This is a genomic window from Mesorhizobium sp. M0408, from assembly GCF_040321495.1.
Taxonomy (GTDB): domain Bacteria; phylum Pseudomonadota; class Alphaproteobacteria; order Rhizobiales; family Rhizobiaceae; genus Mesorhizobium.
Window position 1 is genome coordinate 14,133 of record NZ_JAMYRO010000024.1, and the last position, 21,860, is coordinate 35,992.

The following is a 21,860-nucleotide window of genomic DNA, read 5'->3' on the forward strand; positions in this document are numbered from 1 at the left end:
TTTAGGATTGGAGCCCCAAAACCTTCCACGGCAAAATTGATATTAGATGGCGATCTTGCTCACGGCGAGCCAGCTGTAGCCGCGATAAAGTGTTTTGAATCGAACGCTTGCGCCAACTCTTGCAGATTCCGAATCCAGAATCGCGCGCAACGATTGACGCGGCTCGACGTGGAATTTTTTCAGCCAGCCGCGCAACAGCTTGCGGAACCAGCTGGGCAAGGCTTCCTGCTGGCCAAAATCGACGACATGCAGCGAGCCACCCGGTGACAGAGCAGCAAGAGCCGCGGATACCGTCTTTTCCCAGCCGGGGATCATCGACAGCGAATATGAGACAAAGACGCGGTCGAAACTTTCGACGCCGAACAGCGCTTTCGCGTCGAAATTCGTGGCATCGCCGCGCGCCAGCGTGACGCGGCCGGAGAGGCCTTCGCGCGCGAGGGCGGCGGTGGCCGTCTCCAGCATCCCGGCCGAAATATCGAGGCCGAAGAAGCGCGCGCCGGGATAGCGGCGGGCGGCGAGGATGATGTTGCGGCCGGTGCCGCAGCCGAGCTCGAGCACGGTGCCGCCGGCCGGCACATCCAGTCCGGCGATAAGCCGGTCGCGGCCCAGCAAATAATATTTGCGGGTCAGGTCGTAGATATGACGCTGCCAGCGGTAGACGCCGTCCATCAGTTCGGCATGGCTGGCCGGCAAGTCGGTCGTGCTCATCAGGACCGCTTCACATAGAGATGGAAGCCGCCATAGATGGCCGAGCGGTCGCGCGCCGAAAACTCGCGCGAGGCGTCGTTCTCGTAGCGCCACTGATCGAGCAGCGAATTCGAGACGCGGCCGGGCAGCAGGCTGGGTTCCGCTGCGGTGCGGAAGATGACGCGGGCGCCGGTGGAGGCGGTTCGGGTGATCTCGGCCCACAACTCGTTGAGCTGGTCGTCGGTCATCCAGTCCTGTGCATCGAGCAGCACGAAGCGATCCACTGAGCCGGCATCCTTGCGGGCAAGGAACTCGATCAGATTGGCGTGGTGGATGGCAACGCGATCGACATTGTTGCGGATCGTCTTGTAGTTGCGCTTTTCGAGATAGGCGGGCAGGGCGGCCTCGCCCGGATCAGGGTAGCGGCGGGCGAAAGCCTGCCAGGCGAAATAATTGGTCTTCAGCGGAAAATCGCAGGCGAGCTTTTCCAGTCGTGCCTTCAGCACGCTGGCCATGGTGCCGTCACCCGAGGTGATCAGCGAATCGTACTGGGCCGGCGGAATGCCGAGGCCGAACAGCGAAGCCTTTCGCGAGGTCGCCCATTTCAGCAGCGGTTTTTCGAAGACCGGCGCCAGCTCTTCGTCGAAGAAGCGGCGCTGATCGGCGATGGTCTTGGCGTCCATGATTCCGGCCGGGTCGACGCCGAAGAATTTTGCGGTGCGATGGCCGATCGCAATGAACAGGCCAAGCAGGCCGGTCTGGTAGAAATTGCGGTCGAAGACGGCGATGCGGCGACGGCCGCGCCAGTTGCGGCGCTCCCAATAATGGCGGCTGACCGGGTCGAGATGCGGTGCGATGAAGCGATCGTAGGCCTGTGAATTGTGCCCGGTCTCAGCCGCGCCGAAGAAACGGAACAGGTCGCCCTGCGACGGCAGGTGACGGACGGCTTCGAGCTTCATGCGGTTCAGCGCGATATGGGCAGCGTTGAGGTCGACGGCATCGATCCTTTCCGGCGAGCGGGTGAGATAGGCAAGGATGTTACAGCCGCCGGAGGCAATGGTGACGATGCGGTGGCCCGTCCCGAGCTGCATCGCGTCCATGTCGATTTCGGGGTCTTCCCAGATCTGCGGATAGACGAGGCCGGAGAACAGGAAGGCGAACAGGCGCTCGGAGATGCCGGCTTTCGACAGCGGGCGGTTCTGGTAGACGGCCTTGCCGACTTCCTTGCCGCGGCGAAAAACCAGGTCCCCAGAAATGTCCGTCATGGCAAGGCGATTCCCCGTTTGCTTTGCCGCAAGCGGGTAGCGCAGGGTGATGACAGGCCAGTGACAGCCTGTTGACGCGAGTTCAGGCCTTGCCAAATCCACCTGGGGTCGGCGTCGTCACGATGACCGCCTCGCCAGCGTCGAGGATGGTCTGATCGCAGGCTTTCAGCGTCTCGATCGCGCCGGTCTTGCGGCGGACCTTGGTCGAACCGGCCTCGCCATCGCCGCCTCCGTCCAGTCCCCGCGGCGGGCGGTTGCGATGCGAGGACAGGATCGCGCATTCCATTTTTTCGAGGAAGCGGATGGTGCGCCCGGTGCCGTCGCCGGCATTCCATTTGCCTTCGCCGCCGGAGCCTTCGCGGATATGAAAATCCTCGAGCAATACCGGGAAACGCAGTTCCAGCACTTCCGGATCGGTCAGGCGCGAATTGGTCATATGGGTGTGGACGCCGGAGGTGCCGGCAAAACCGCGGCCGTCGTTCATCCGGCCAGCCGGCGAGCCCGAGCAGATCGTCTCGTAATACTGGTACTGCTTGTTGCCGAAGGTGAGATTGTTCATCGTGCCTTGCGCATTGGCCATCGCGCCCATGGCGCCGAACAGCGCGTTGGTGACGTGCTGCGAGGTCTCGACGTTACCGGCGACGACTGCCGCGGGATAGGCGGGCTTCAGCATCGAGCCGTCGGGAATGACGATGTTGATCGGCCGCAGACATCCGGCATTCATCGGGATGTTGTCTTCGACCATGACGCGGAAGGCATAAAGCACAGCGGCTCGGGCGACTGGCTCTGGCGCATTGAAATTGTTCTTCATCACCGGCGACGTTCCGGTGAAGTCGACGGTCGCTTCGCGCTTCCGCCGGTCGACCGATATCTTCACCTTGATCATTTGGCCGGTGTCGGTCGGATATTCGTATTCGGAACTGTCGGGCAGCCGCTCCAGAACGCGGCGCACGCTTTCGGCGGCATTGTCCTGGACATGGCCCATATAGGCTTCGACGACATCGAGGCCGAAATGCGCGACCATCTTGCGCAGCTCGGCGACGCCCTTTTCGTTCGCGGCGATCTGCGCCTTGAGGTCGGAGATGTTCTGGTGCGGATTGCGCGCCGGGTAGGGGTGGTTGGTGAGTAGCGTCTCCAGGTCCTTCTCGCGGAACCGGCCGCGATCGACGATGCGGAAATTATCGAACAGCACGCCTTCCTCGTCGACGGTTGTGGCAAGCGGCGTCATCGAGCCGGGCGCGGTGCCGCCGATGTCGGCATGATGGCCACGCGAGGCGACGTAGAAGAGGATCTCCTCCCCCCTCGAGGGGGAGGTGGCGGCGAAGCCGCCGGAGGGGGTCGTTGCGGCAGTGCTCGACGCATTTGTGGTGCCTTCTGCGAGGACCCCACCCGGCCGCTTCGCGGCCACCCTCCCCTCAAGGGGGAGGGAAAACACCGGCGTCACCACTGTGATATCAGGCAGATGGGTGCCGCCATTGTAAGGTGCGTTCAGCGCAAAGACGTCGCCGGGGTGAATGTCGCCGGAATTGAGCCGGATGATGGTCTCCACCGAGCGGTCCATCGAGCCGAGATGCACCGGCATATGCGGTGCGTTGGCGACCAGCGCGCCATTCCGGTCGAAGACGGCGCAGGAGAAATCGAGCCGCTCCTTGATGTTGACGGAATAGGCAGTGTTTTGCAGCGTTACGCCCATCTGTTCGGCGATCGACATGAACAGGTTGTTGAAGACCTCCAGCATCACCGGATCGGCTTCGGTGCCGAGTGCGGCCTGTCGGCGCTTCTTCTCGACGCGCCGCATCAATACGTGGTCCTTGGCGGTGATCTCGGCCTGCCAGCCCGGCTCGACGATAATGGTCTGGTTCGGCTCGATGATCAAAGCAGGGCCGGCGATCTTGTTACCAGGCTTCAGCGTTTCGCGAGGGAAGATGCCGGCGTCGCGCCAGACGCCGTCGACAAAGATTTTCCGGTTCCCGGAAGGACTTGCGGCCATGTCTTCAACAACTGAATCGCTTTCGTCGCGGCCGGTGCCGCCGGTATCGGTACCCTCGACGCCGACCGATTCGACGATCATCGGCTTGTCGTCGTAGACGAAACCGAACTGCGCCTTGTGCGCCAGTTCGAAGTCCGCCTTGGCCTGCGCAATCGAGCCGTGCCCGAAGTTCACAGGCAGCGCGGTATCGGTGCCGTCGTAGCGGATCTGCAGCACCGGTCTCGAGGCGACCGCGTCTTCGCTGATGCCTTGCGCGGCGAGTTCGTCGATGACGGCTTTGCGCAGCGTTGCGATGAGTTCATCGATCGCTGGCCCGGAATTGTCCGCCAGCGGCTTCAGCAGCGCCTGCTGGCGTGACGCAAATACAGAGGATAGGCCGATGCCGTATGCCGAGAGCAGGCCTGAGAAGGGATGGATCAGCACCGCCTCCATGCCGAGCGCATCGGCGACCAGGCAAGCGTGCTGGCCGCCGGCGCCGCCGAAGCAGTTCAGGAGGTATTCGGTGACATCGTAGCCGCGCTGCACCGAAATCTTCTTGATGGCGTTGGCCATGTTTTCGACGGCGATGGTGATGAACCCTTCGGCGACGGTTTCCGGCGAGCGGCCGTCGCCGATCTCGGCGGCAAGTGCGGTGAATTTTTCGCGAACCGTCTGGACGTCGAGCGGTTCGTCCTGGCCCGGTCCAAAAATAGCCGGGAAGAACTCGGGCTGCAGCTTGCCCAGCATGACATTGGCGTCAGTGACGGCCAACGGGCCGCCGCGCCTATAGGCGGCCGGGCCGGGATTGGCGCCGGCCGAATCCGGCCCGGCGCGAAAGCGGCCGGCCTCGTAATGGAGGATCGAGCCGCCGCCTGCAGCAACGGTGTGGATGCGCATCATCGGCGCGCGGATGCGCACGCCGGCGACCTCGGTGTCGAAGGCGCGCTCGTAGTCACCATCGTAATGGGCGACATCGGTGGAGGTGCCGCCCATGTCGAAGCCTATGACTTTGCCGAAACCGGCGAGTTTTGCCGTCTCGACCATGCCGACGACACCGCCGGCCGGGCCGGACAACAGCGCATCCTTGCCCTGGAACATGTCGGCGGCGGTAAGGCCGCCCGACGACATCATGAACATGAGGCGAGGAGATTGGCCGATCTCCCCCCTTGTGGGGGAGATGCCCGGCAGGGCAGAGGGGGGCGCCGTAGGGTGCTTTGTGTCATGATTGGCGTCACTAAGATGCTGAGATGCTGGCGGGACAGCGCCCCCCTCTGTCGGCTTCGCCGACATCTCCCCCACGAGGGGGAAGATTGGAGCCACGCCCAGCTCACCGGCAACCCTTTGCACATACCTTGCCAGGATCGGCGACAGATAGGCGTCGACCACGGTGGTGTCGCCGCGGCCGACCAGCTTGATCAGCGGCGAGACCTCGTGACTGACCGAGACCTGCGAAAATCCGAGTTTTCTGCAGACCTTCGCAACTGCCTTTTCGTGATCGGGATGTTTCCAGGCATGCATGAAGACGATCGCGACCGCATCGATGCCATCCGCCTTGGCTTGCTCAATAGCCGGGCGTACCGAAGCAATGTCGAGCAGGCGCTCGACACTGCCGTCGGCGCGAATCCTTTCGTCGATCTCGACGACACGCTCATAGAGCTGTTCGGGAAGGATGATCTGCTTGGCAAAGATATCGGGCCTGGCCTGATAGGCAATCCTCAGCGCATCGCGGAAGCCTTTGGTGATGAGCAGCAGCACACGGTCGCCCTTGCGCTCGAGAAGGGCATTGGTGGCAACCGTGGTGCCCATCTTGACATCGCCGATCAGAGCGGAGGGGATTGGAGCGCCGGGTTGGACGCCGAGCAAATCGCGAATGCCCTGGATGGCAGCGTCGGCATAGGCTTCGGGATTTTCCGAAAGGAGTTTCCTTGGATGCAGCCCGCCTTGCGGGTCACGGCCGATGACATCGGTGAAGGTGCCGCCACGGTCGATCCAGAAATCCCATTTTGCAGTCACTGCGGCGGCTCCCGGGATTTTTCCCTGTTCGATCTGTTAGCTCGCGAGGCCCTGACCGGCAATCGTCAAATGATTGGAATATGTTACAGGCAGAAATGCAACGTTACGAAACTCATGCGCAGCTTACGCATTGTGTCCTCGACCGCCGCCGGTAACGGAGGCGTGATTAGAGGAGAGATATCATGAAGAAACTCATTTTTGCGTCGGTGTCGGCGCTTGCGTTGCTTGGCCTTGCCGCCTGCAGCAACAGCGGCACCGACAACACCACGACGCAGAGCACCAACCCGCCGGCATCCGACCAGACGATGAAGCCGGCTGCTCCTGACGCCAACAAGCCTGCCGAGCCGGCTCCGGCTCCGGCGCCTGCGCCGGCTGCTCCGGCTCAGTAGTCAATGTGGCAACCAAGGAAAGGCTGGCCTCACAGGCCGGCCTTTCTGCTGCTTACGATACCAGCGCCTGGCGGCCGAGTGCGACGACGTGAGCGCTGGCGCCAGCCGCCTCAGGCATTGCGCCAAATCGATTGGGCCAGCCCCTGCGGCACTGTCTTGGCTTGATAGCGATGGGTGGTTGGCCCTATGAAGCCCCCATGTCGATTTGGGACCGCCTTGGCGACTTCGTCACACGCGTTTCATCTTCAGCGTCGTCAGGCGTCGCCGAAGTGGTCGAGGCCGTGCGCACGGTTTTCTCCGGCGATGCCGATCTGCGCCGGCGCGTCGCCTTCTCGGTGGCGATGATCGCCCTGTCGGCCAAGATGGCCAAGGCAGACGGCATCGTCACGCAAGACGAGGTGCGCGCCTTCCAGGAAATATTCGAGGTGCCGAAGGAACAGAGGCGCAATGTGGCGCGGCTCTACGATTTGGCCAAACGCGACATTGCCGGTTTCGAGACCTATGCCGAGCGGATGGCGCAGCTTTGCGGTTCGGGCCATTCGAACTGCCTGATGCTCGAGGACATACTCGACGGGCTGTTCCACATCGCCAAGGCCGACGGGCTGGTGCATGAGCGCGAGGGCCAATTCCTGCATCGCATCGCCGAGATATTCCGCATCAATGAGGCGCATTACCAGAGCATCCTGGCCCGGCATGTCGATCTGGGTGCCGCCGATCCCTATGTTGTGCTCGGCATCGAGCGTGGGAAGCCGTTCGAGGAGGTCCGCAGGCGTTACCGCAAGCTGGTCTCCGACAATCATCCGGACCGGCTGATCGCACGCGGCCTGCCGCAGGAATTCATCAAGATCGCGACGACCAGGCTGGCGGCGATCAACGCGGCCTATGAAATGATCGAGCGAGGCCTGCGGCACGCATGAGCGGCTTTCCGCCCGATGAGCCGAGCGCCGAGGTCAGGGTATCGCCGAATTTCGGACCACGGCGCGGGACGCTCGGACCCGATATGATCGTGCTGCACTACACCGGCATGGCTACCGGCGCCGGTGCCGAGGCATGGTTGTGCGATCCGGCAAGCGAGGTCTCGTCGCACTACCTGGTCCATGAGGACGGCCGAATTGTTCAGATGGTAAGGGAAAGCGACCGCGCCTGGCATGCCGGCAAGAGCTCGTGGTTCGGACAGAGCGACATCAACTCCTGTTCGATCGGCATCGAGATCGTCAATCCGGGGCATACGCTCGGCTATCGCAACTTTCCAAAACCGCAGATCGACGCGGTGATCGGCCTGTGCGCTGGGATCATCGAGCGCCATTCCATTCCGGCGCAGCGGGTGCTTGCCCATTCCGACGTGGCACCGGGGCGAAAGGTCGATCCAGGCGAGAAATTTCCATGGAAGGCCTTGTTTGCTGCCGGTATCGGCCATGTTGTGCCGGCAGCACCGATCCGGCGCGGCGCCGTGCTGAAGCCAGGCGATACCGGCGCCGAGGTAGAGGCGCTGCAGTCGATGCTGGCGCTCTATGGTTATGGCGTCGAGATCACCGGCACTTTCGACCGGCAGACCGAAATCGTGGTCGAGGCATTTCAGCGGCATTTCCGGCTGCGCCTGGTCGATGGCATGGCTGACGGATCGACGATCCGCACGCTGGAAAGGCTGCTCGCTTCCGTAAGGATAGCCTCTCTCAAATAATCTTTTGCCAGCTTAAAAGTTACAATCTGTTACTCAAAGTGACTTGCGTCGCCTTCTTTGGCGCCAATTCCGTCGTCAAAGGCGATCCGTACAGATTGTCGGACGTCTATCCCCCAAGATGTTCCGATGTTGATTGAGGGTATCTGCGCGAAGTTCTTTGTGCAGATCAAACAGAACAGGATCACATGCAGAAATTGACCGTTTTAACGGCAGCCATTGCTGCCGGCGTAATGACTTTTGCCTTCAGTGCGGCGAACAGCGCACCGCTGAGCCAGCGGGCCGATCAGGGCTTCAGTGCCGCAGCCGGCAAAACCGCCATGCCGAAGGGTGGTGCAAAAGTAGAGAAGACCGCCACCGCAAAAGTGGAAAAAGCGGCCGCGGTAAGGACGAAAAAGCCAGTCTCCGCGAAAAGGCCAACCGCTGCGAGAAAGACAATCGCCAAACAGCATGTGAAGCGTAACCGCAAACGCATCGACCGCATGGCAACGGCGTCAGTCGCTCCGAAGAGCAGGCCAGCGCCTCAGGCGGTGGTTGTCGGCGGCAGCGGACAGTATTCGGCGATCATTGCGCGTTATGCCGCCAGCTATGGCGTCCCGGTGTCGCTCGCCAACGCCGTCATCAAGATCGAAAGCAACTACCAACCGAACCAGGTCGGCAGCGCCGGCGAGATCGGCCTGATGCAGATCAAGCCGGCGACGGCAAGGATGATGGGCTATAGCGGTTCGGTTCAGGGTCTCTACGATCCCGATACCAACATCAAATACGGCATGAAGTACCTTGCCATGGCGCGGGATCTCGGCGGCGGCACGACCTGCGGCACGATCCTGAAATACAATGCCGGCCACGCCGCCACACGGATGAACCCGGTGTCCGCAGCCTATTGCGGCAAGGTCAAGGTGCAGCTGGCAGCACTTGGAGCGCCCGCCTGACAAGCGACAACTTGCTTTTTCGTTTGCGTTTTCGGGCCTGAACCCCTTTATACGCCTTGCCAGCTGGCCGGGCGGCCGCACCCGCGAAGCCGAAAGGCTGCGGGTGAGGAAAGTCCGGGCTCCATGGAGACACGGTGCCGGTTAATGGCCGGCGGGGGCGACCCCAGGGAAAGTGCCACAGAAAGCAAACCGCCACGATCCAATCGTGGCAAGGGTGAAAGGGTGGGGTAAGAGCCCACCGCGCGACTGGCAACAGGAGCGGCACGGTAAACCCCACCGGGAGCAAGACCGAATAGGGGCGGTGCGAGGGGAAACCCTCGAGGGCTGTTTCCGGCTCACCGTCCGGGTAGGTTGCGTGAGGCGCATGGCAACATGCGCCCAAGATGAATGGCCGCCACGTTCTCGCCCCGTAAGGGGCGAGGGCCATACAGAACCCGGCTTACAGGCCAGCTGGCAGTTTTCCCCGATAAAAGGAAATCTCCTGATATCAGCAGGTTGCGTCTTCGGGCGCAGCCGTTGATTCACTTTCGACCCCTGCAGCCGAGCGCGACAATCCTTGAAATTGGTACGATTTAATCGTACCATTGAGAGATTGATCAGGAGTGCGCCATGGGCCACGTTGACAAACGCAGCATCACGCTGTCGCCGGAACTGGCGGCGGCGGTCGACGACGTGGTCGCCGCCGGCGAATATGCCTCGGCGAGCGAGGTGATCCGCGACGCGCTGCGGCAATGGAAGGACCGGCGCGACCTGCTCGGCTACACGGTCGAGGAATTGCGCAAGCTGGTGCAGGAGGGGATCGACAGCGGACCGGGACGGTTTGCGTCGATCGACGAAATAAAGGCCGAAGCGCGGAGACGATTGAAACCCGACAGCGCGGCATGAATTTGCTGCCCATCATCCGAACCGCAAATGCGGAAGAGGATTTGATCGCGATCTGGATTCATGTTGCGCAAGACAACGAGGCTGCAGCCGATCGATTGCTCGATCGGATCGAAGCCCGCTGGCAACAAATGGCCACTTATCCTTCTCAGGTGCCCCGCGCGAAGACATCGCGCCCGGCATCCGTCACCTGATCGTCGGCGAATACCTCACCCTGTACCGCGTCAGTGAAGAGGCGATCGAAATCGTTCGCGTGCTGCACGGCCGGCGCAAGATCGCGGCCGACGATCTGAGTTCGTGATTGTTCAGCCACCGATAGCGTCTAGCGATACCTCGATCGCCTGCCAAAGTTCTTCCACCGGTTCGCAGCCGACCGACAGGCGAACGAAGCCGGGCGGAACGGCGTCTCCCATTTTTTGATCGCCGTTCGGCCGAGGTGTGTACGCCGCCGAACGACGTCGCTGCCTGCATCAAGGCGCAGTTGTTGATGAAATCCTCGGCCTTGTCCTCCGAGGCGAGCACGAAGGAGATGAGAAAGCCAAAGCGCTCCATCTGGGCGCGGGCAAGATTGTGCGATGGGTCACTCTCCAGTCCCGGAAAGCGCAAGCCGCTGATCGCGCGATGGTTTTTCAGCCGTCGCGCTATCATTTCGGCGGAAGCGCACATGCGGTCGAAGCGCACGTCCAGCGTTTCGAGGCCGCGACGCACCAGCCATGCCTCGAACGGCCCGGGGATAGCGCCCGACGTCTCGCGCCAGTCGGTCACCCTCGAGATAATGTCCGCGTCGCGGCTGGCGACATGGCCGAACAGCGCATCGGAATGGCCGTTTGGTGCCTTGGTATCGGCAGCAATGACGATATCTGCGCCGAGATCGAGCGGGCGCTGGCCGAAAGGCGTCATCGTCGTGTTGTCGACCACAAGCACCGCACCCGCTCTATGCACGGCCTCGGCGACGGCTGCGATGTCGCATATGTCCAGTCCTGGGTTGGCGGGCGTTTCGACGAAGGCAAGCCGATACCCATCGAAGCCGCCGTCGAGGAAGCTCGATGTTGGCCGGACATCATAGGCAACGCCGAAGGATTTCAGGAAACGCTCTGCCAGCGCTCTCGTCGTGTGATAGCCGTCGGACGGCAGCAGGATACGGTCGCCGGCTTTGAGCAGGCCGAAAAATACCGCCGAGATGGCAGCCATCCCCGAGGGGAAGGCGACGCATGGGGCGTCTTCCAAATGCGCCAGCATGTGCTCGACCGCATCCCAGGTCGGATTGCTGAAGCGGCCATATTGATCGAAGCCGGTGGCGTCGCCGGGCGCATGAAAGATGGCGGCCATGGTCAGGGGCAAGGGGATCGGGTCGCCCTTGGCCAGCCCGCCGCGGCGCAGATGGGGAAGTGCCGCGGCGCGCGACTTGGCTGTTTCGAACATGATTTCAAACCTCGTTACTGACCGGAAAAGGAGATGCCGAGGCTATGCGCGGCAGCGATCCGCAGCAAGTCGGCTCCGGTTGGGCCACACGGCTCTAAACGCTTCGTTAGGCTTAATAGACGATAAAGACGGGAGTGCCGTCAAAGCTGCTCTCCCCAGTCGTGGCAGGCGCGTTTTGAAGACTGTTCCCGTTGACGCCCATAACACCCCATGATATCCCATTCCGATACTCAAGCCTTCGTTCCGTGTCAGGGTGAAGCGTACGCCAACCGGGCAGCCGCGGCGGCTGCGCGTTTGCCTGCGTTCGCCCGTTATAACGAAGTGGGTTTTGGACGCCGACCGGGCTGGGGCGGCGCGGACAGGAAGATGCAGAGGGGTGCGGCGGCGCAAGCGGCCGTAACGCGTAATGGACCGGTTTCTGTCGAACGCGGTGAACAGGATCGATGCGAAGGGACGGGTGTCCGTGCCTGCGCATTTCCGTGCCGTTGTGCAGAAACGCGGCTATTCGGAACTTTATGCGCTACGCTGCCTGGATCGCCCGGCGATGGATGTCGGTGGGCTCGACCTGCTCGATCGCTACGAGCAGCGTATCGCCCAGGAAGACCCGTTCCTGCAGACGGCGGACGACATGTCGTTCTTCTGCCATGGCGATGGAACGTTTCTGAAGCTCGACCAGGACGGCCGTATCACGATGAGCGATTTCATTCGCGAGCATACCGGCATTTCAGCGGAAGTGGCCTTCGTTGGCCGCGGCAATTTCTTTCAGATCTGGGAGCCGGGACGGCTCAGCGCCTATGGGACGGAAGCACGTGCCCGGCTTTTGCAGCTTCGGCAGGGGACGAAGCCCGGGGAGCGGCTGGAATGATGGCGGGCGACGGCGATGAAGTTCATGCCGCTGGCGGACCAGCCCGTCACATTCCGGTCCTCCTTGCCGAAGTTCTGGAGGCGCTGGCGCCGACAAAAGGCGAGGTGATCGTCGACGGCACGTTCGGTGCCGGCGGCTACACCAAGGCCATTCTGGCAAGCGGAGCCTCGGTCGTCGCCATCGACCGCGATCCGGATGCGATCGCGGCGGGGCGGGCCCTTGAACAGCAGTCCGGCGGCAAGCTCAGGCTTGTCCAGGCACCGTTCTCGACGCTCGACGAGCAGGTTGAAAGTGCCGATGGCGTCGTGCTCGACATCGGCATCTCCTCCATGCAGATCGACCAGCCGGAGCGCGGCTTTTCATTCCGGGCCGATGGACCGCTCGACATGCGCATGGCGCAGGCGGGCCTGAGCGCCGCCGCCGTCGTCAACACCTTCAAGGTGGGCGATCTTGCCCGCATCTTCGGTTTTCTCGGCGAGGAACGCCATGCCGGGCGCATCGCCCGCATGATCGAGAGCCGTCGCGAAAAACGCCCCTTCGAGCGCACGCTCGACCTTGCCGATGCCATCGAGACGCATATCGGTCGCGCGCCGAAAGACAAGATACATCCGGCCACCCGCGTTTTCCAGGCGCTGCGCATCTTCGTCAATGACGAACTCGGCGAACTGGCCAAGGCACTGTTTGCCGCAGAGCGCGTGCTGAAACCGGGCGGGCGGCTTGTCGTGGTGACCTTCCATTCCCTCGAGGACCGCATCGTCAAGCGCTTCATCGCCGACAGAGCCGATTCAGCGACCGGATCGCGGCACCTGCCCGAGGCGCGGGCGCGCACCGCCACCTTCACCAAGAAGGGCGGCGGCGTGACACCTGGCGATGCCGAGATAACGGCAAATCCGCGGGCGCGCTCGGCAAGGCTGCGCGCTGCGATCCGTACAGAGGCGCCGGCGCGTGCCGGCGATTTTTCGATTTTCGGCCTGCCAAAACTGCCTGGCCCAAAGCTTCCCGGCGCCGATCGACCGGGAGAGAGGTGAGCACGTGTTTCGTACCAGCGACATAGTCCTGATCGCCGTCATGGTTTCGGCGGCTGCCCTGACCTACAAGACCAAGCGCGAGGCCGAGGAGCAACTGGCGGCAGTGCACAAGATCCAGGCGCAGATCCGTTATGAGGAGGACACGATCGACCTGCTCAAGGCGGACTGGAGCCTGCTTACCCAGCCGTCGCGCCTGCAGAAGCTCACCGAAATCTACAAATCGCAACTCGGACTCGAGCCGGTCAATGCGCGGCAGATCGTCGGGCTGGACGATCTGCCGGCGAAACCCGTCAACATCGAGGACCTTTCATCGCAGCGGCTGGGCGGCATGGCCGATATCGGCGGCAAAGATCCCGTGGTGACCGGAGGCATCGTCCAATGATCACCGGATTTCCAATCGCCGCCAGATTTCCAAAGGTTGGCAGGCTGCTGAAGCGCGGTTCGAAGCCCAGCGCGGGCGGATCGATCGTGGTCGAAGGTGCCCGTAAGGCGACCGGTGGCAAGGGCAGGACCCGCATCATCATGACGATGGCGGTGTTCTTCGGCATCTATTCGACCATTGCCGGGCGGCTGGTCTATCTGGGTTTCCAGAATCCCGACCTGTCGGGCGGGCCGCAGAGCCGGGTGACGGCATCGCGACCCGACATCGTCGACCGTAACGGCGAAGTGCTGGCGACCGACATCAAGACCGCGTCGCTGTTTGCCGAACCGCGCCGCATCGTCGATGCCGACGAGGCGATCGAAAAGCTGTCGACGGTGCTTCCCGAGATCGACTACGAGCAGACATATAACAAGCTGAAGAGCGGCGCCGGGTTCGTCTGGCTGCAGCGGCAACTGACGCCGAAGCAGCAGGCCGACATCATGCAACTCGGCATCCCCGGATTCGGCTTTCGCACCGAAAAGCGCCGGTTCTATCCGGCCGGCGAAACCTCGTCCTACATTGTCGGCCTCACCAACATCGACAATCAGGGCATCTCCGGCATGGAGAAATACATCGACGAACAAGGCTTGAGCGACCTTCAGGCGTCGGGTCTGGCGGTGGCCAAGGATTTGAAGCCGGTGCAGCTCTCGATCGACCTGCGCGTCCAGCATATCGTGCGCGACGAGGTCGCCACCGGCATGGAAAAGTACCACGCGATCGCGGCGGGCGCCGTTGTGCTCAACGTCAAGACCGGCGAGGTGCTGGCGATGGCGTCGGTTCCGGATTTCGATCCGAACAACCCCTATAACGCGCAGGACAAGGACAGGCTCAACCGTATGTCGGCCGGCCTCTATGAAATGGGGTCGACCTTCAAGAGCTTCACCACCGCTATGGCGCTCGATTCCGGCAAGATAACGCTGCAAAGCCGTTTCGACGCGTCGCGCCCGATCAGGATCGGCCATCAAACCATCCATGATTTCCATGGCAAGGGCCGGGTACTGTCGGTGCCGGAAGTGTTCATCTACTCCTCCAATATCGGCTCTGCCAAGGAAGCCGAAGCGGTTGGCATCGACGGACACCGCGAATTCCTGCATCGCCTGGGAATCCTCGAGAAGATGCAGACCGAACTGCCGGAAGTCGCTCGGCCGACCGAGCCCAAGGTCTGGAAGCAGGTCAATTCGATCACCATCGCCTTCGGCCACGGTGTGTCGACGACGCCGCTGCAGACAGCGGTCGGCTGCGCCGCGCTGATGAATGGCGGCTATCTGATGGACCCGACCTTCCTGCCGCGCACGCAGGAGCAGGCGATGGCGGTGGCCAAGAAAGTGGTCAGCGACAAGACGGTCGAGGGCATGCGCTATCTCTATGCACTCAATGCCGAAAAGGGATCCGGCCGCAATGCACGGGTGCCAGGATACCGGGTGGGCGGCAAGACGGGAACGGCGGAGAAGGTCGTCAACGGCCGTTACTCGAAGGAAAAGAATTTCAACGCCTTCGTTGCGGCTTTCCCGATGGACGATCCGCAATACATAGTGCTTACGATCGCCGACGAACCGAAGCCGGAAAAGCCCGGCATGGGTGCTACGGCCGCCTCGAACGCGGGCATCATGGCTGCAAACATCATCCGACGTGCGGCTTCCATGCTTGGCGTGAAGCCAGATTTCAGCCATGAAAATGGTGCAACGCTGGTTTCCTATCAGTGATTCTTGGGGCGCGCCGGCAACTGCGCGCTATTTTGTTGCGATGAACGGGGTTCGATGAAGCTGAAAAATCTAGCCGGTATCCTGCCTGTCGAGGGGACAGCTTCCTTCGACATGGAGGTTACAGGGATTTCGTCGGATTCCCGCCAGGTAACACGGGGCGTCGTCTTTTTCGCGCTCACCGGCTCCAAGGCGGATGGCGCAGCCTACGCCGCCGATGCCGCGAGCCGAGGCGCTGCAGCGATCGTGGTCGGCAAGGGCAGTGCCGTCGCCGGGCTGCCAGTCCCGGTTCTTGTCGTAGACGATCCGCGCCTTGCACTGGCGCTGAGTGCTGCACGTTTTTTCGGCATGCAACCGCAAACCATGGTCGCGGTGACCGGAACCAGCGGCAAGACCTCGGTCGCCGCATTCACCCGGCAGATATGGGAGCAGGCGGGTTTTGCCGCCGCCTCGATCGGCACGACCGGCGTGGTGGCGCCGGGCCGCAACGAATATGGCTCGCTGACCACGCCGGATCCGGTGGCACTGCACAGGCTGCTCAAGGAGCTGGCGGAGGCCGGCGTCACCCACGCCTCGATGGAAGCGTCCAGCCATGGCCTCGACCAGCGCCGGCTCGACGGCGTCAAGCTTGCGGCCGGCGGCTTCACCAATCTCGGCCGCGACCATATGGACTATCATCCGACGGTCGAGGACTATCATCGCGCCAAATTGCGTCTGTTCGACGCGCTGCTGCCGAAGGGCGCGCCGGCGGTCATCTTTGCCGACGACCCGTGGTCGGAGCCGACGATCAAGGCGGCGCGGGCAGAGGGACTGAATGTGCTGACGGTCGGCCGCCACGGCGATTTCCTGCGGCTGAAGCGGGTCGAGCACGAGCGCCACCGCCAGCGCGCCGAGGTCGAAGCGGACGGCGTTCTCCATGAAGTCGACTTGCCGCTGGCCGGCGACTTCCAGATTGCAAATGCGCTGGTGTCGGCCGGCCTCGCTATTTCGACTGGAACATCTGTTGCCAAGGCGTTGATGGCGCTGGAGAAATTGAAGGGCGCGCCGGGACGGCTCGACCTTGTCGGGACGGCCGCCAACGGCGCACCGGTCTATGTCGACTACGCGCACAAGCCGGATGCGCTGGAAAACGTGCTGGCTTCGGTGCGCCCCTTTACCACCGGCCGCGTCATCGTCGTATTCGGTTGCGGCGGCGACCGCGACCGGGGCAAGCGGCCGATCATGGGCGAGATCGCCACAAGGCTGGCCGACGTCGTCATCGTCACCGACGACAATCCCCGCTCGGAAGTACCCGAGACGATCCGCGCCGCGATCCTGGCGGCCGCACCTGGCGCCATCGAGATCGGCGACCGGCGCAAGGCCATCCACGAGGCGGTCGGGATGCTTCACGCTGGCGACACGCTGATCGTGGCCGGCAAGGGCCATGAGGAAGGCCAGACCATCGGCACCGAGACGCTGCATTTTTCCGATCATGAGGAAGTTCGCTCGGCGCTGCGGGAGCAAGCGACGTGAGCTATCTGTGGACCTCCGAGGCGCTGGTTGCCGCCATGGATGGCCGGCCGCTCGGTCCGATGCCTGAAGGCATCGCCGGCATTTCCATCGACAGCCGCAGCCTGCAGCCGGGAGACGCTTTCTTCGCCATCAAGGGCGAGGCCATGGACGGCCATGATTTCGTCACCGCCGCCATCAAGGCGGGCGCCGGGGTGCTGGTCGTCGCCGAGGGCAAGCTGCCGTCGCTGGGGCGGCTGACGGCACCGATGATCGTCGTGGAGGACGTGCTTGTCGCTCTGGAAAAGCTCGGCGTTGCCGCGCGCGCACGCTCAAAGGCCAGGGTGATTGCCGTGACCGGGTCGGCGGGCAAGACCACCACCAAGGAAGCGCTACGCCACGCTCTCTCCGCGGTCGGTACGGTGCATGCATCGGCCCAGTCGTTCAACAATCACTGGGGCGTGCCGCTGACGCTGGCGCGCATGCCGCAGGATTGCGACTATGCCGTCTTCGAGATCGGCATGAACCATCCCGACGAGATCCGGCCTCTGGTCAAGATGGTCCGGCCGCATGTCGCCATCGTCACGTTGATCGCGGCGGCTCACCTCGGCTTCTTCCGCAACCTGGACGAGATCGCCAAGGCCAAGGCAGAGGTTTTCGAGGGACTGGAGCCCGGTGGCGCCGCCCTTCTCAACCGCGACGATGCGCGCTGGAAGCTGCTGGAGAAGATGGCCAAAGAGGCCGGCGTCGAGCATGTCTACGGGTTCGGCGAGAATGCCCGGGCGACCTTCAAGCTGATCAAATGCGAGCTCAATGCCGATCACTCGGTCATCACCGCCAAGATTGGCGGGCACGAGATTGTCGCCAGGATCGGCGCGCCGGGCCGCCATATGGTGCAGAACGTGCTCGCGGTGCTTGGTGCCGCGCATCTGGTCGGCGCCGACGTCACCAGAGTTGCGCAGGCGCTGGCCGATCTTTCGCCCGAACGCGGACGCGGCAAGCGCTATGTGTTGCGTCACCCCAACGGGCCGATCACGCTGATCGACGAGAGCTACAACGCCAATCCGGCGTCGATGAGCGCTGCAATGGCACTGCTCAACACGACGCCGGTGTCGGGCGAGGGCAGGCGCATTGCCGTGCTCGGTGATATGCTCGAGCTCGGCAGCCATTCGGCGAAATTGCATGCCGCGCTTGCCGGTCTGATCGTCGGCACCGACACGCGCACGGTCTTTCTCGGCGGTCCGGAAATGCGGGCGCTGGCCGACGTTTTGCCGGGCGAGATCAAGACGGAATACCGCGCCGGTGCGGAAGATCTGAAACCGGTTCTTCTATCGGAATTGAAGCCCGGCGACGTGGTCATGATCAAATCGTCGAAGGGCATAGGCTTTTCAAAGCTGGTCGAGGCGTTGCTCGGCAAGTTTCCGGCGGAAGCCACAACCAGCAGACAGACCTAGGATCGGTCCGGGGGACGCAAGCGCATGCTAACACTGCTCGTCGAATTTGCGGACAAGATCTCGGTCTTCAACGTCTTCCGCTACATAACATTCCGCACCGGCGGAGCGCTGATCACAGCGGCGCTGATCGTGTTCATCTTCGGACCGACCATCATCAATTCGCTGCGGCTGCGGCAAGGCAAGGGCCAGCCGATCCGTGCCGACGGGCCGCAGACGCATTTCAAGAAGGCGGGAACGCCGACAATGGGCGGACTGATGATCCTGTCCGGCATCGTCGGTTCGTCGCTGCTGTGGGCGAACCTGTCGAGCATCTACGTCTGGGTGGTCCTGCTGGTGACGCTGGGATTCGGCTCGATCGGCTTTTACGACGATTATCTCAAAGTAACCAAGCAATCGCATCTCGGCTTTTCCGGCAAGGCGCGGCTGGGGCTCGAATTCGTCATCGCCGGCATCGCCGCCTGGGTGATCATGCATAACGGCCAGGCGCCGTTCTCGTCATCGTTGACATTCCCTTTCGCCAAGGAGTTTCTCGTCAATCTCGGCTGGTTCTTCATCCCGTTCTCGTGCTTCGTCATCGTCGGCGCCGGCAATGCGGTGAACCTGACCGACGGTCTCGACGGGCTGGCGATCGTGCCGATCATGATCGCCGCCGCATCCTTCGGCGTCATCGCCTATCTCTCCGGCAACGCGGTGTTCGCCGAATATCTGCAGATCCATTTCGTGCCCGGCACCGGTGAACTTGCGGTGGTCCTTGGAGCGGTGATCGGCGCCGGGCTTGGCTTCCTCTGGTTCAATGCGCCGCCGGCGGCGATCTTCATGGGCGACACCGGCTCGCTGGCGCTGGGTGGGCTGATCGGCACGGTCGCGGTGGCGACAAAGCACGAGATCGTGCTGGTCATCGTCGGCGGCCTGTTCGTCGTCGAGATATTCTCGGTCATCATCCAGGTCGGCTACTTCAAGATGACCGGCAAGCGCGTCTTCCTGATGGCGCCGATCCACCATCATTTCGAAAAGCTCGGCTGGACCGAAAGCCAGGTGGTGATCCGCTTCTGGATCATCGCCGTCATCCTGGCGCTGGTCGGCCTGTCGACCCTGAAGCTCAGATAGGAGGCCGCTTGATCCCCGCCGCATCCTTTTCAGGCAAGCGCGTTTCGCTCTTCGGGCTCGGTGGCTCGGGGATTGCCACGGCGCGCGCGCTGATCGAGGGCGGCGCGGATGTGCTGGCCTGGGACGACAATCCCGACAGCGTCGCCAAAGCCGGCGCGGTCGGCATCACGACAGCGGACCTGCGCGGTGCGGACTGGGCGAGGTTTTCTGCCTTCGTGCTGTCGCCCGGCGTGCCTCTGACGCATCCCAAGCCGCACTGGACCGTCGAGCTGGCGCGGGGCTCAGGCGTGGAGATCATCGGCGACATCGAGCTTTTCTGCCGCGAGCGGCTGCTGCTGGCACCGGCAGCACCTTTCATTGCCATTACCGGCACCAACGGCAAGTCGACGACCACGGCACTGACGGCGCACATCCTAAAATCGGCTGGGCGCGACACGCAGATGGGCGGCAATATCGGCCGCGCGGTGATGACGCTCGATCCGCCGCAGCCTGAACGGCACTATGTGGTTGAGTGCTCTTCCTACCAGATCGATCTTGCCCCTTCGATCAATCCGACGGCCGGTGTCCTGCTCAACCTGACGCCGGACCATCTCGACCGCCATGGCACGATGCAACACTACGCCTCGATCAAGGAGCGGCTGGTGGCCGGCAGCGAGACGGCAATCATCGGTGTCGACGATTCCTGGTGCGCCCAGATCGCCGATCGGCTGGAGCGGGCCGGCCGCCAGGTCATCCGCATCTCCAAGCGCCTGCCGCTGACCGACGGTTATTTCGCTGACGGCACCAACTTAATGGAAGCCGTGCACGGCCGCTACAGCCGTGTCGCCTTCCTCGAAGGCATCGGCTCGTTGCGCGGCCAGCACAATGCGCAGAACGCGCTGGCCGCCGCCGCCGCCTGCCTCAAGGTCGGGCTCGAGCTCGGCGAGATCCAATCCGGACTGGAGAGTTTCCCTGGGCTGGCGCACCGCATGGAGCAGGTCGGCCGCAAAGGGCATGTGCTGTTCGTCAACGATTCCAAGGCGACCAATGCCGATGCCGCTGCACCGGCGCTGTCGAGCTTTGCGCGTATCTACTGGATTGCCGGCGGCCTGCCGAAAGAGGGCGGCATCGAGCCGTTACGCGGCTTCTTCCCGCGCATCGCCAAGGCCTATCTGATCGGCGAAGCCGCACCGGCCTTTTCGGCGACGCTGGGCGAAGCGGTGCCCTACGAGATATCAGGCACGTTGGCGGCGGCAGTCGAACACGCCGCCCGCGATGCGGCCAGGGATAGTAGCGGCGAGGCAGTGGTGCTGCTGTCGCCGGCCTGCGCCAGTTTCGACCAGTTCAAGAATTTCGAAGTGCGCGGTGAGGCGTTCAGGCAAGCCGCAACCGCCATTGATGGCGTGAAGCCCATCGGAGGGACACGATAATGCAAAGCCGTCTCGACAAAAGCCCTGTGGCGACCTGGTGGTGGACGATCGATCGCTGGTTCCTGGCGGCGTTCCTGTCGCTGATGGGGCTCGGCATCGTTTTGTCCTTCGCCGCAAGCCCGGCGGTGGCCGAGCGCATCGGGCTAGACAGTTTCCACTTCGCGACACGCCAGATTATCTTCACCATTCCGGCGCTTGGGGTAATGCTGGCCGTCTCGTTCCTTGAATCCAGGCAGATCCGGCGCATGGCGCTGGTCATGTTGTGCATCATGCTGTTTCTGATGGTGGCGGTGCTCTATATCGGCGTCGAGGTGAAGGGCGCGCGGCGCTGGGTGTCGCTAGCCGGCCTGTCGATCCAGCCGTCCGAGTTCCTGAAACCGGCCTTCGTCATCATCTGCGCCTGGTTGTTCGCCGAGCACAAGCGCCAGCCCGACATTCCGGGCAATTTGTTCGCCATGTTGCTGCTTGCACTGGTCATCTCGCTGCTGGTGGCGCAGCCTGACCTTGGGCAGACCATGCTGGTGCTCGGCACCTGGGGGGTGATGTTCTTCATGGCCGGATTGCCGTGGCTGTGGATCGTCGCGCTGGGTGCTGCAGGCGTCGGCGGCGTGTTCGCCGCCTATGCAGTGTTCCCGCACGTTGCCGGCCGTATCGACCGCTTCATGACCGGCGAGGGCGACACGTTCCAGGTCGACATGGGCCGCGAGGCGCTGATCAATGGCGGCTGGTTCGGCGTCGGGCCGGGCGAGGGTACCGTCAAGCGGGTCATCCCCGACAGCCACGCCGACTTCGTCTTCTCTGTCGCCGGCGAGGAATTCGGGCTGATCATGTGTTTCTTCATCATGTCCATCTTCGGCTTCATCGTGCTGCGCGGTCTCAATACGGCGCTCAGGGAGCAGGACGATTTCACCCGCTACGCGGTTGGCGGCCTGGTCACGGTCTTCGGCCTGCAGTCGGTCATCAACATGGCCGTCAATCTGCAGCTGATGCCGGCCAAGGGAATGACGCTGCCGTTCATCTCCTACGGCGGCTCTTCGCAGATCGCGATCGCCATCTCGATGGGCATGGTGCTGGCGCTGACGCGCAAGCGCCCGGAAAAGCGCAAGCAGCTGGGCTTCATGCCGTCGCCGCGTGCGATGCCGGCGGAGTGA

17 protein-coding genes, 1 other RNA gene and 2 pseudogenes are annotated in these 21,860 nt (G+C 62.9%); 16 read left to right on the top strand and 4 right to left on the bottom strand.

The annotated features are described in order from the left end of the window. Positions 1-42 precede the first annotated feature (42 nt). The 3 genes from NKI67_RS24620 to NKI67_RS24630 form a co-directional block, all read right to left on the bottom strand. Positions 43-708, bottom strand: coding sequence for a class I SAM-dependent methyltransferase (locus tag NKI67_RS24620; protein WP_352619488.1), 666 nt, complete (start codon positions 706-708; stop codon positions 43-45). Then, positions 708-1,952: a BtaA family protein gene (locus tag NKI67_RS24625; protein ID WP_352647383.1), complete on the bottom strand. Its 1,245-nt coding sequence runs from the start codon at positions 1,950-1,952 to the stop codon at positions 708-710. Before NKI67_RS24625 ends, NKI67_RS24620 begins: the two co-directional genes overlap by 1 nt. Before the next feature lie 82 nt (positions 1,953-2,034). After that, positions 2,035-5,934 (bottom strand): hydantoinase B/oxoprolinase family protein, encoded by a 3,900-nt coding sequence (locus NKI67_RS24630; RefSeq protein WP_352647385.1) that lies wholly within the window; start codon positions 5,932-5,934, stop codon positions 2,035-2,037. Between the two features lie 182 nt (positions 5,935-6,116). Between NKI67_RS24630 and NKI67_RS24635 the strand changes: the two genes are divergently transcribed. The 7 genes and pseudogenes from NKI67_RS24635 to NKI67_RS24665 all read left to right on the top strand — a co-directional run bounded on the left by NKI67_RS24635 (position 6,117) and on the right by NKI67_RS24665 (position 10,116). Next, positions 6,117-6,323, top strand: coding sequence for a hypothetical protein (locus NKI67_RS24635; protein WP_352647387.1), 207 nt, complete (start codon positions 6,117-6,119; stop codon positions 6,321-6,323). A gap of 197 nt (positions 6,324-6,520) precedes the next feature. Next, positions 6,521-7,240 carry a TerB family tellurite resistance protein gene (locus NKI67_RS24640; RefSeq protein WP_352456180.1) on the top strand — a complete coding sequence of 240 codons (720 nt, stop codon included), beginning with the start codon at positions 6,521-6,523 and terminating at the stop codon, positions 7,238-7,240. Next, positions 7,237-8,004, top strand: coding sequence for an N-acetylmuramoyl-L-alanine amidase (locus NKI67_RS24645; protein WP_352570490.1), 768 nt, complete (start codon positions 7,237-7,239; stop codon positions 8,002-8,004). The genes NKI67_RS24640 and NKI67_RS24645 overlap by 4 nt, the downstream gene beginning before the upstream one ends. 185 nt (positions 8,005-8,189) lie before the next feature. Beyond that, positions 8,190-8,933 carry a lytic transglycosylase domain-containing protein gene (locus NKI67_RS24650; protein ID WP_352570489.1) on the top strand — a complete coding sequence of 248 codons (744 nt, stop codon included), beginning with the start codon at positions 8,190-8,192 and terminating at the stop codon, positions 8,931-8,933. 59 nt (positions 8,934-8,992) lie between these two features. Further along, positions 8,993-9,391: RNase P RNA component class A (gene rnpB, locus NKI67_RS24655), an RNA gene on the top strand. A 151-nt stretch (positions 9,392-9,542) separates the two neighbouring features. Continuing rightward, positions 9,543-9,818 (top strand): type II toxin-antitoxin system ParD family antitoxin, encoded by a 276-nt coding sequence (locus NKI67_RS24660; protein ID WP_023676776.1) that lies wholly within the window; start codon positions 9,543-9,545, stop codon positions 9,816-9,818. Further along, positions 9,815-10,116: pseudogene (locus NKI67_RS24665) on the top strand (type II toxin-antitoxin system RelE/ParE family toxin). Before NKI67_RS24660 ends, NKI67_RS24665 begins: the two are co-directional and overlap by 4 nt. 4 nt (positions 10,117-10,120) lie before the next feature. Here NKI67_RS24665 and NKI67_RS24670 read toward each other — a convergent pair. Then, positions 10,121-11,237: pseudogene (locus NKI67_RS24670) on the bottom strand (cystathionine gamma-lyase). A 406-nt stretch (positions 11,238-11,643) separates the two neighbouring features. Between NKI67_RS24670 and mraZ the strand changes: the two are divergent. The 9 genes from mraZ to ftsW are packed head-to-tail and all read left to right on the top strand — an operon-like array spanning position 11,644 to position 21,860. Continuing rightward, on the top strand, positions 11,644-12,102 hold the full coding sequence (mraZ, locus tag NKI67_RS24675) for a division/cell wall cluster transcriptional repressor MraZ (RefSeq protein ID WP_352570487.1): 459 nt from the start codon (positions 11,644-11,646) through the stop codon (positions 12,100-12,102). Beyond that, positions 12,099-13,130: a 16S rRNA (cytosine(1402)-N(4))-methyltransferase RsmH gene (gene rsmH, locus NKI67_RS24680; protein WP_352570486.1), complete on the top strand. Its 1,032-nt coding sequence runs from the start codon at positions 12,099-12,101 to the stop codon at positions 13,128-13,130. Before mraZ ends, rsmH begins: the two co-directional genes overlap by 4 nt. Positions 13,131-13,134: 4 nt before the next feature. Further along, positions 13,135-13,512: a cell division protein FtsL gene (gene ftsL / locus NKI67_RS24685; protein WP_023676771.1), complete on the top strand. Its 378-nt coding sequence runs from the start codon at positions 13,135-13,137 to the stop codon at positions 13,510-13,512. Next, positions 13,509-15,254: a peptidoglycan D,D-transpeptidase FtsI family protein gene (locus NKI67_RS24690; protein WP_352570485.1), complete on the top strand. Its 1,746-nt coding sequence runs from the start codon at positions 13,509-13,511 to the stop codon at positions 15,252-15,254. Before ftsL ends, NKI67_RS24690 begins: the two co-directional genes overlap by 4 nt. Positions 15,255-15,308: 54 nt before the next feature. After that, positions 15,309-16,763 carry a UDP-N-acetylmuramoyl-L-alanyl-D-glutamate--2,6-diaminopimelate ligase gene (locus tag NKI67_RS24695; RefSeq protein WP_352647389.1) on the top strand — a complete coding sequence of 485 codons (1,455 nt, stop codon included), beginning with the start codon at positions 15,309-15,311 and terminating at the stop codon, positions 16,761-16,763. Continuing rightward, complete coding sequence (locus tag NKI67_RS24700) at positions 16,760-18,193, top strand: UDP-N-acetylmuramoylalanyl-D-glutamyl-2,6-diaminopimelate--D-alanyl-D-alanine ligase (RefSeq protein ID WP_352570482.1); 1,434 nt, start codon at positions 16,760-16,762, stop codon at positions 18,191-18,193. The genes NKI67_RS24695 and NKI67_RS24700 overlap by 4 nt, the downstream gene beginning before the upstream one ends. A 24-nt stretch (positions 18,194-18,217) precedes the next feature. Further along, a complete protein-coding gene (mraY, locus tag NKI67_RS24705) occupies positions 18,218-19,300 on the top strand; it encodes a phospho-N-acetylmuramoyl-pentapeptide-transferase (RefSeq protein WP_023676767.1) in 1,083 nt (360 codons plus the stop codon). An 8-nt stretch (positions 19,301-19,308) separates the two neighbouring features. Beyond that, positions 19,309-20,709: a UDP-N-acetylmuramoyl-L-alanine--D-glutamate ligase gene (gene murD / locus NKI67_RS24710; RefSeq protein WP_352647391.1), complete on the top strand. Its 1,401-nt coding sequence runs from the start codon at positions 19,309-19,311 to the stop codon at positions 20,707-20,709. Continuing rightward, positions 20,709-21,860 (top strand): putative lipid II flippase FtsW, encoded by a 1,152-nt coding sequence (ftsW, locus tag NKI67_RS24715; RefSeq protein ID WP_352456168.1) that lies wholly within the window; start codon positions 20,709-20,711, stop codon positions 21,858-21,860. Before murD ends, ftsW begins: the two co-directional genes overlap by 1 nt.

Coding starts and splice junctions, on each gene's coding strand:
- mraY (WP_023676767.1), top strand. CDS start 18,218: ATGCTAACACTGCTCGTCGAATTTGCGGACAAGATCTCGGTCTTCAAC.
- NKI67_RS24690 (WP_352570485.1), top strand. CDS start 13,509: ATGATCACCGGATTTCCAATCGCCGCCAGATTTCCAAAGGTTGGCAGG.
- NKI67_RS24640 (WP_352456180.1), top strand. CDS start 6,521: ATGTCGATTTGGGACCGCCTTGGCGACTTCGTCACACGCGTTTCATCT.
- NKI67_RS24695 (WP_352647389.1), top strand. CDS start 15,309: ATGAAGCTGAAAAATCTAGCCGGTATCCTGCCTGTCGAGGGGACAGCT.
- NKI67_RS24625 (WP_352647383.1), bottom strand. CDS start 1,952: ATGACGGACATTTCTGGGGACCTGGTTTTTCGCCGCGGCAAGGAAGTC.
- mraZ (WP_352570487.1), top strand. CDS start 11,644: ATGGACCGGTTTCTGTCGAACGCGGTGAACAGGATCGATGCGAAGGGA.
- rsmH (WP_352570486.1), top strand. CDS start 12,099: ATGATGGCGGGCGACGGCGATGAAGTTCATGCCGCTGGCGGACCAGCC.
- NKI67_RS24660 (WP_023676776.1), top strand. CDS start 9,543: ATGGGCCACGTTGACAAACGCAGCATCACGCTGTCGCCGGAACTGGCG.
- NKI67_RS24620 (WP_352619488.1), bottom strand. CDS start 708: ATGAGCACGACCGACTTGCCGGCCAGCCATGCCGAACTGATGGACGGC.
- ftsW (WP_352456168.1), top strand. CDS start 20,709: ATGCAAAGCCGTCTCGACAAAAGCCCTGTGGCGACCTGGTGGTGGACG.
- NKI67_RS24645 (WP_352570490.1), top strand. CDS start 7,237: ATGAGCGGCTTTCCGCCCGATGAGCCGAGCGCCGAGGTCAGGGTATCG.
- NKI67_RS24635 (WP_352647387.1), top strand. CDS start 6,117: ATGAAGAAACTCATTTTTGCGTCGGTGTCGGCGCTTGCGTTGCTTGGC.
- NKI67_RS24650 (WP_352570489.1), top strand. CDS start 8,190: ATGCAGAAATTGACCGTTTTAACGGCAGCCATTGCTGCCGGCGTAATG.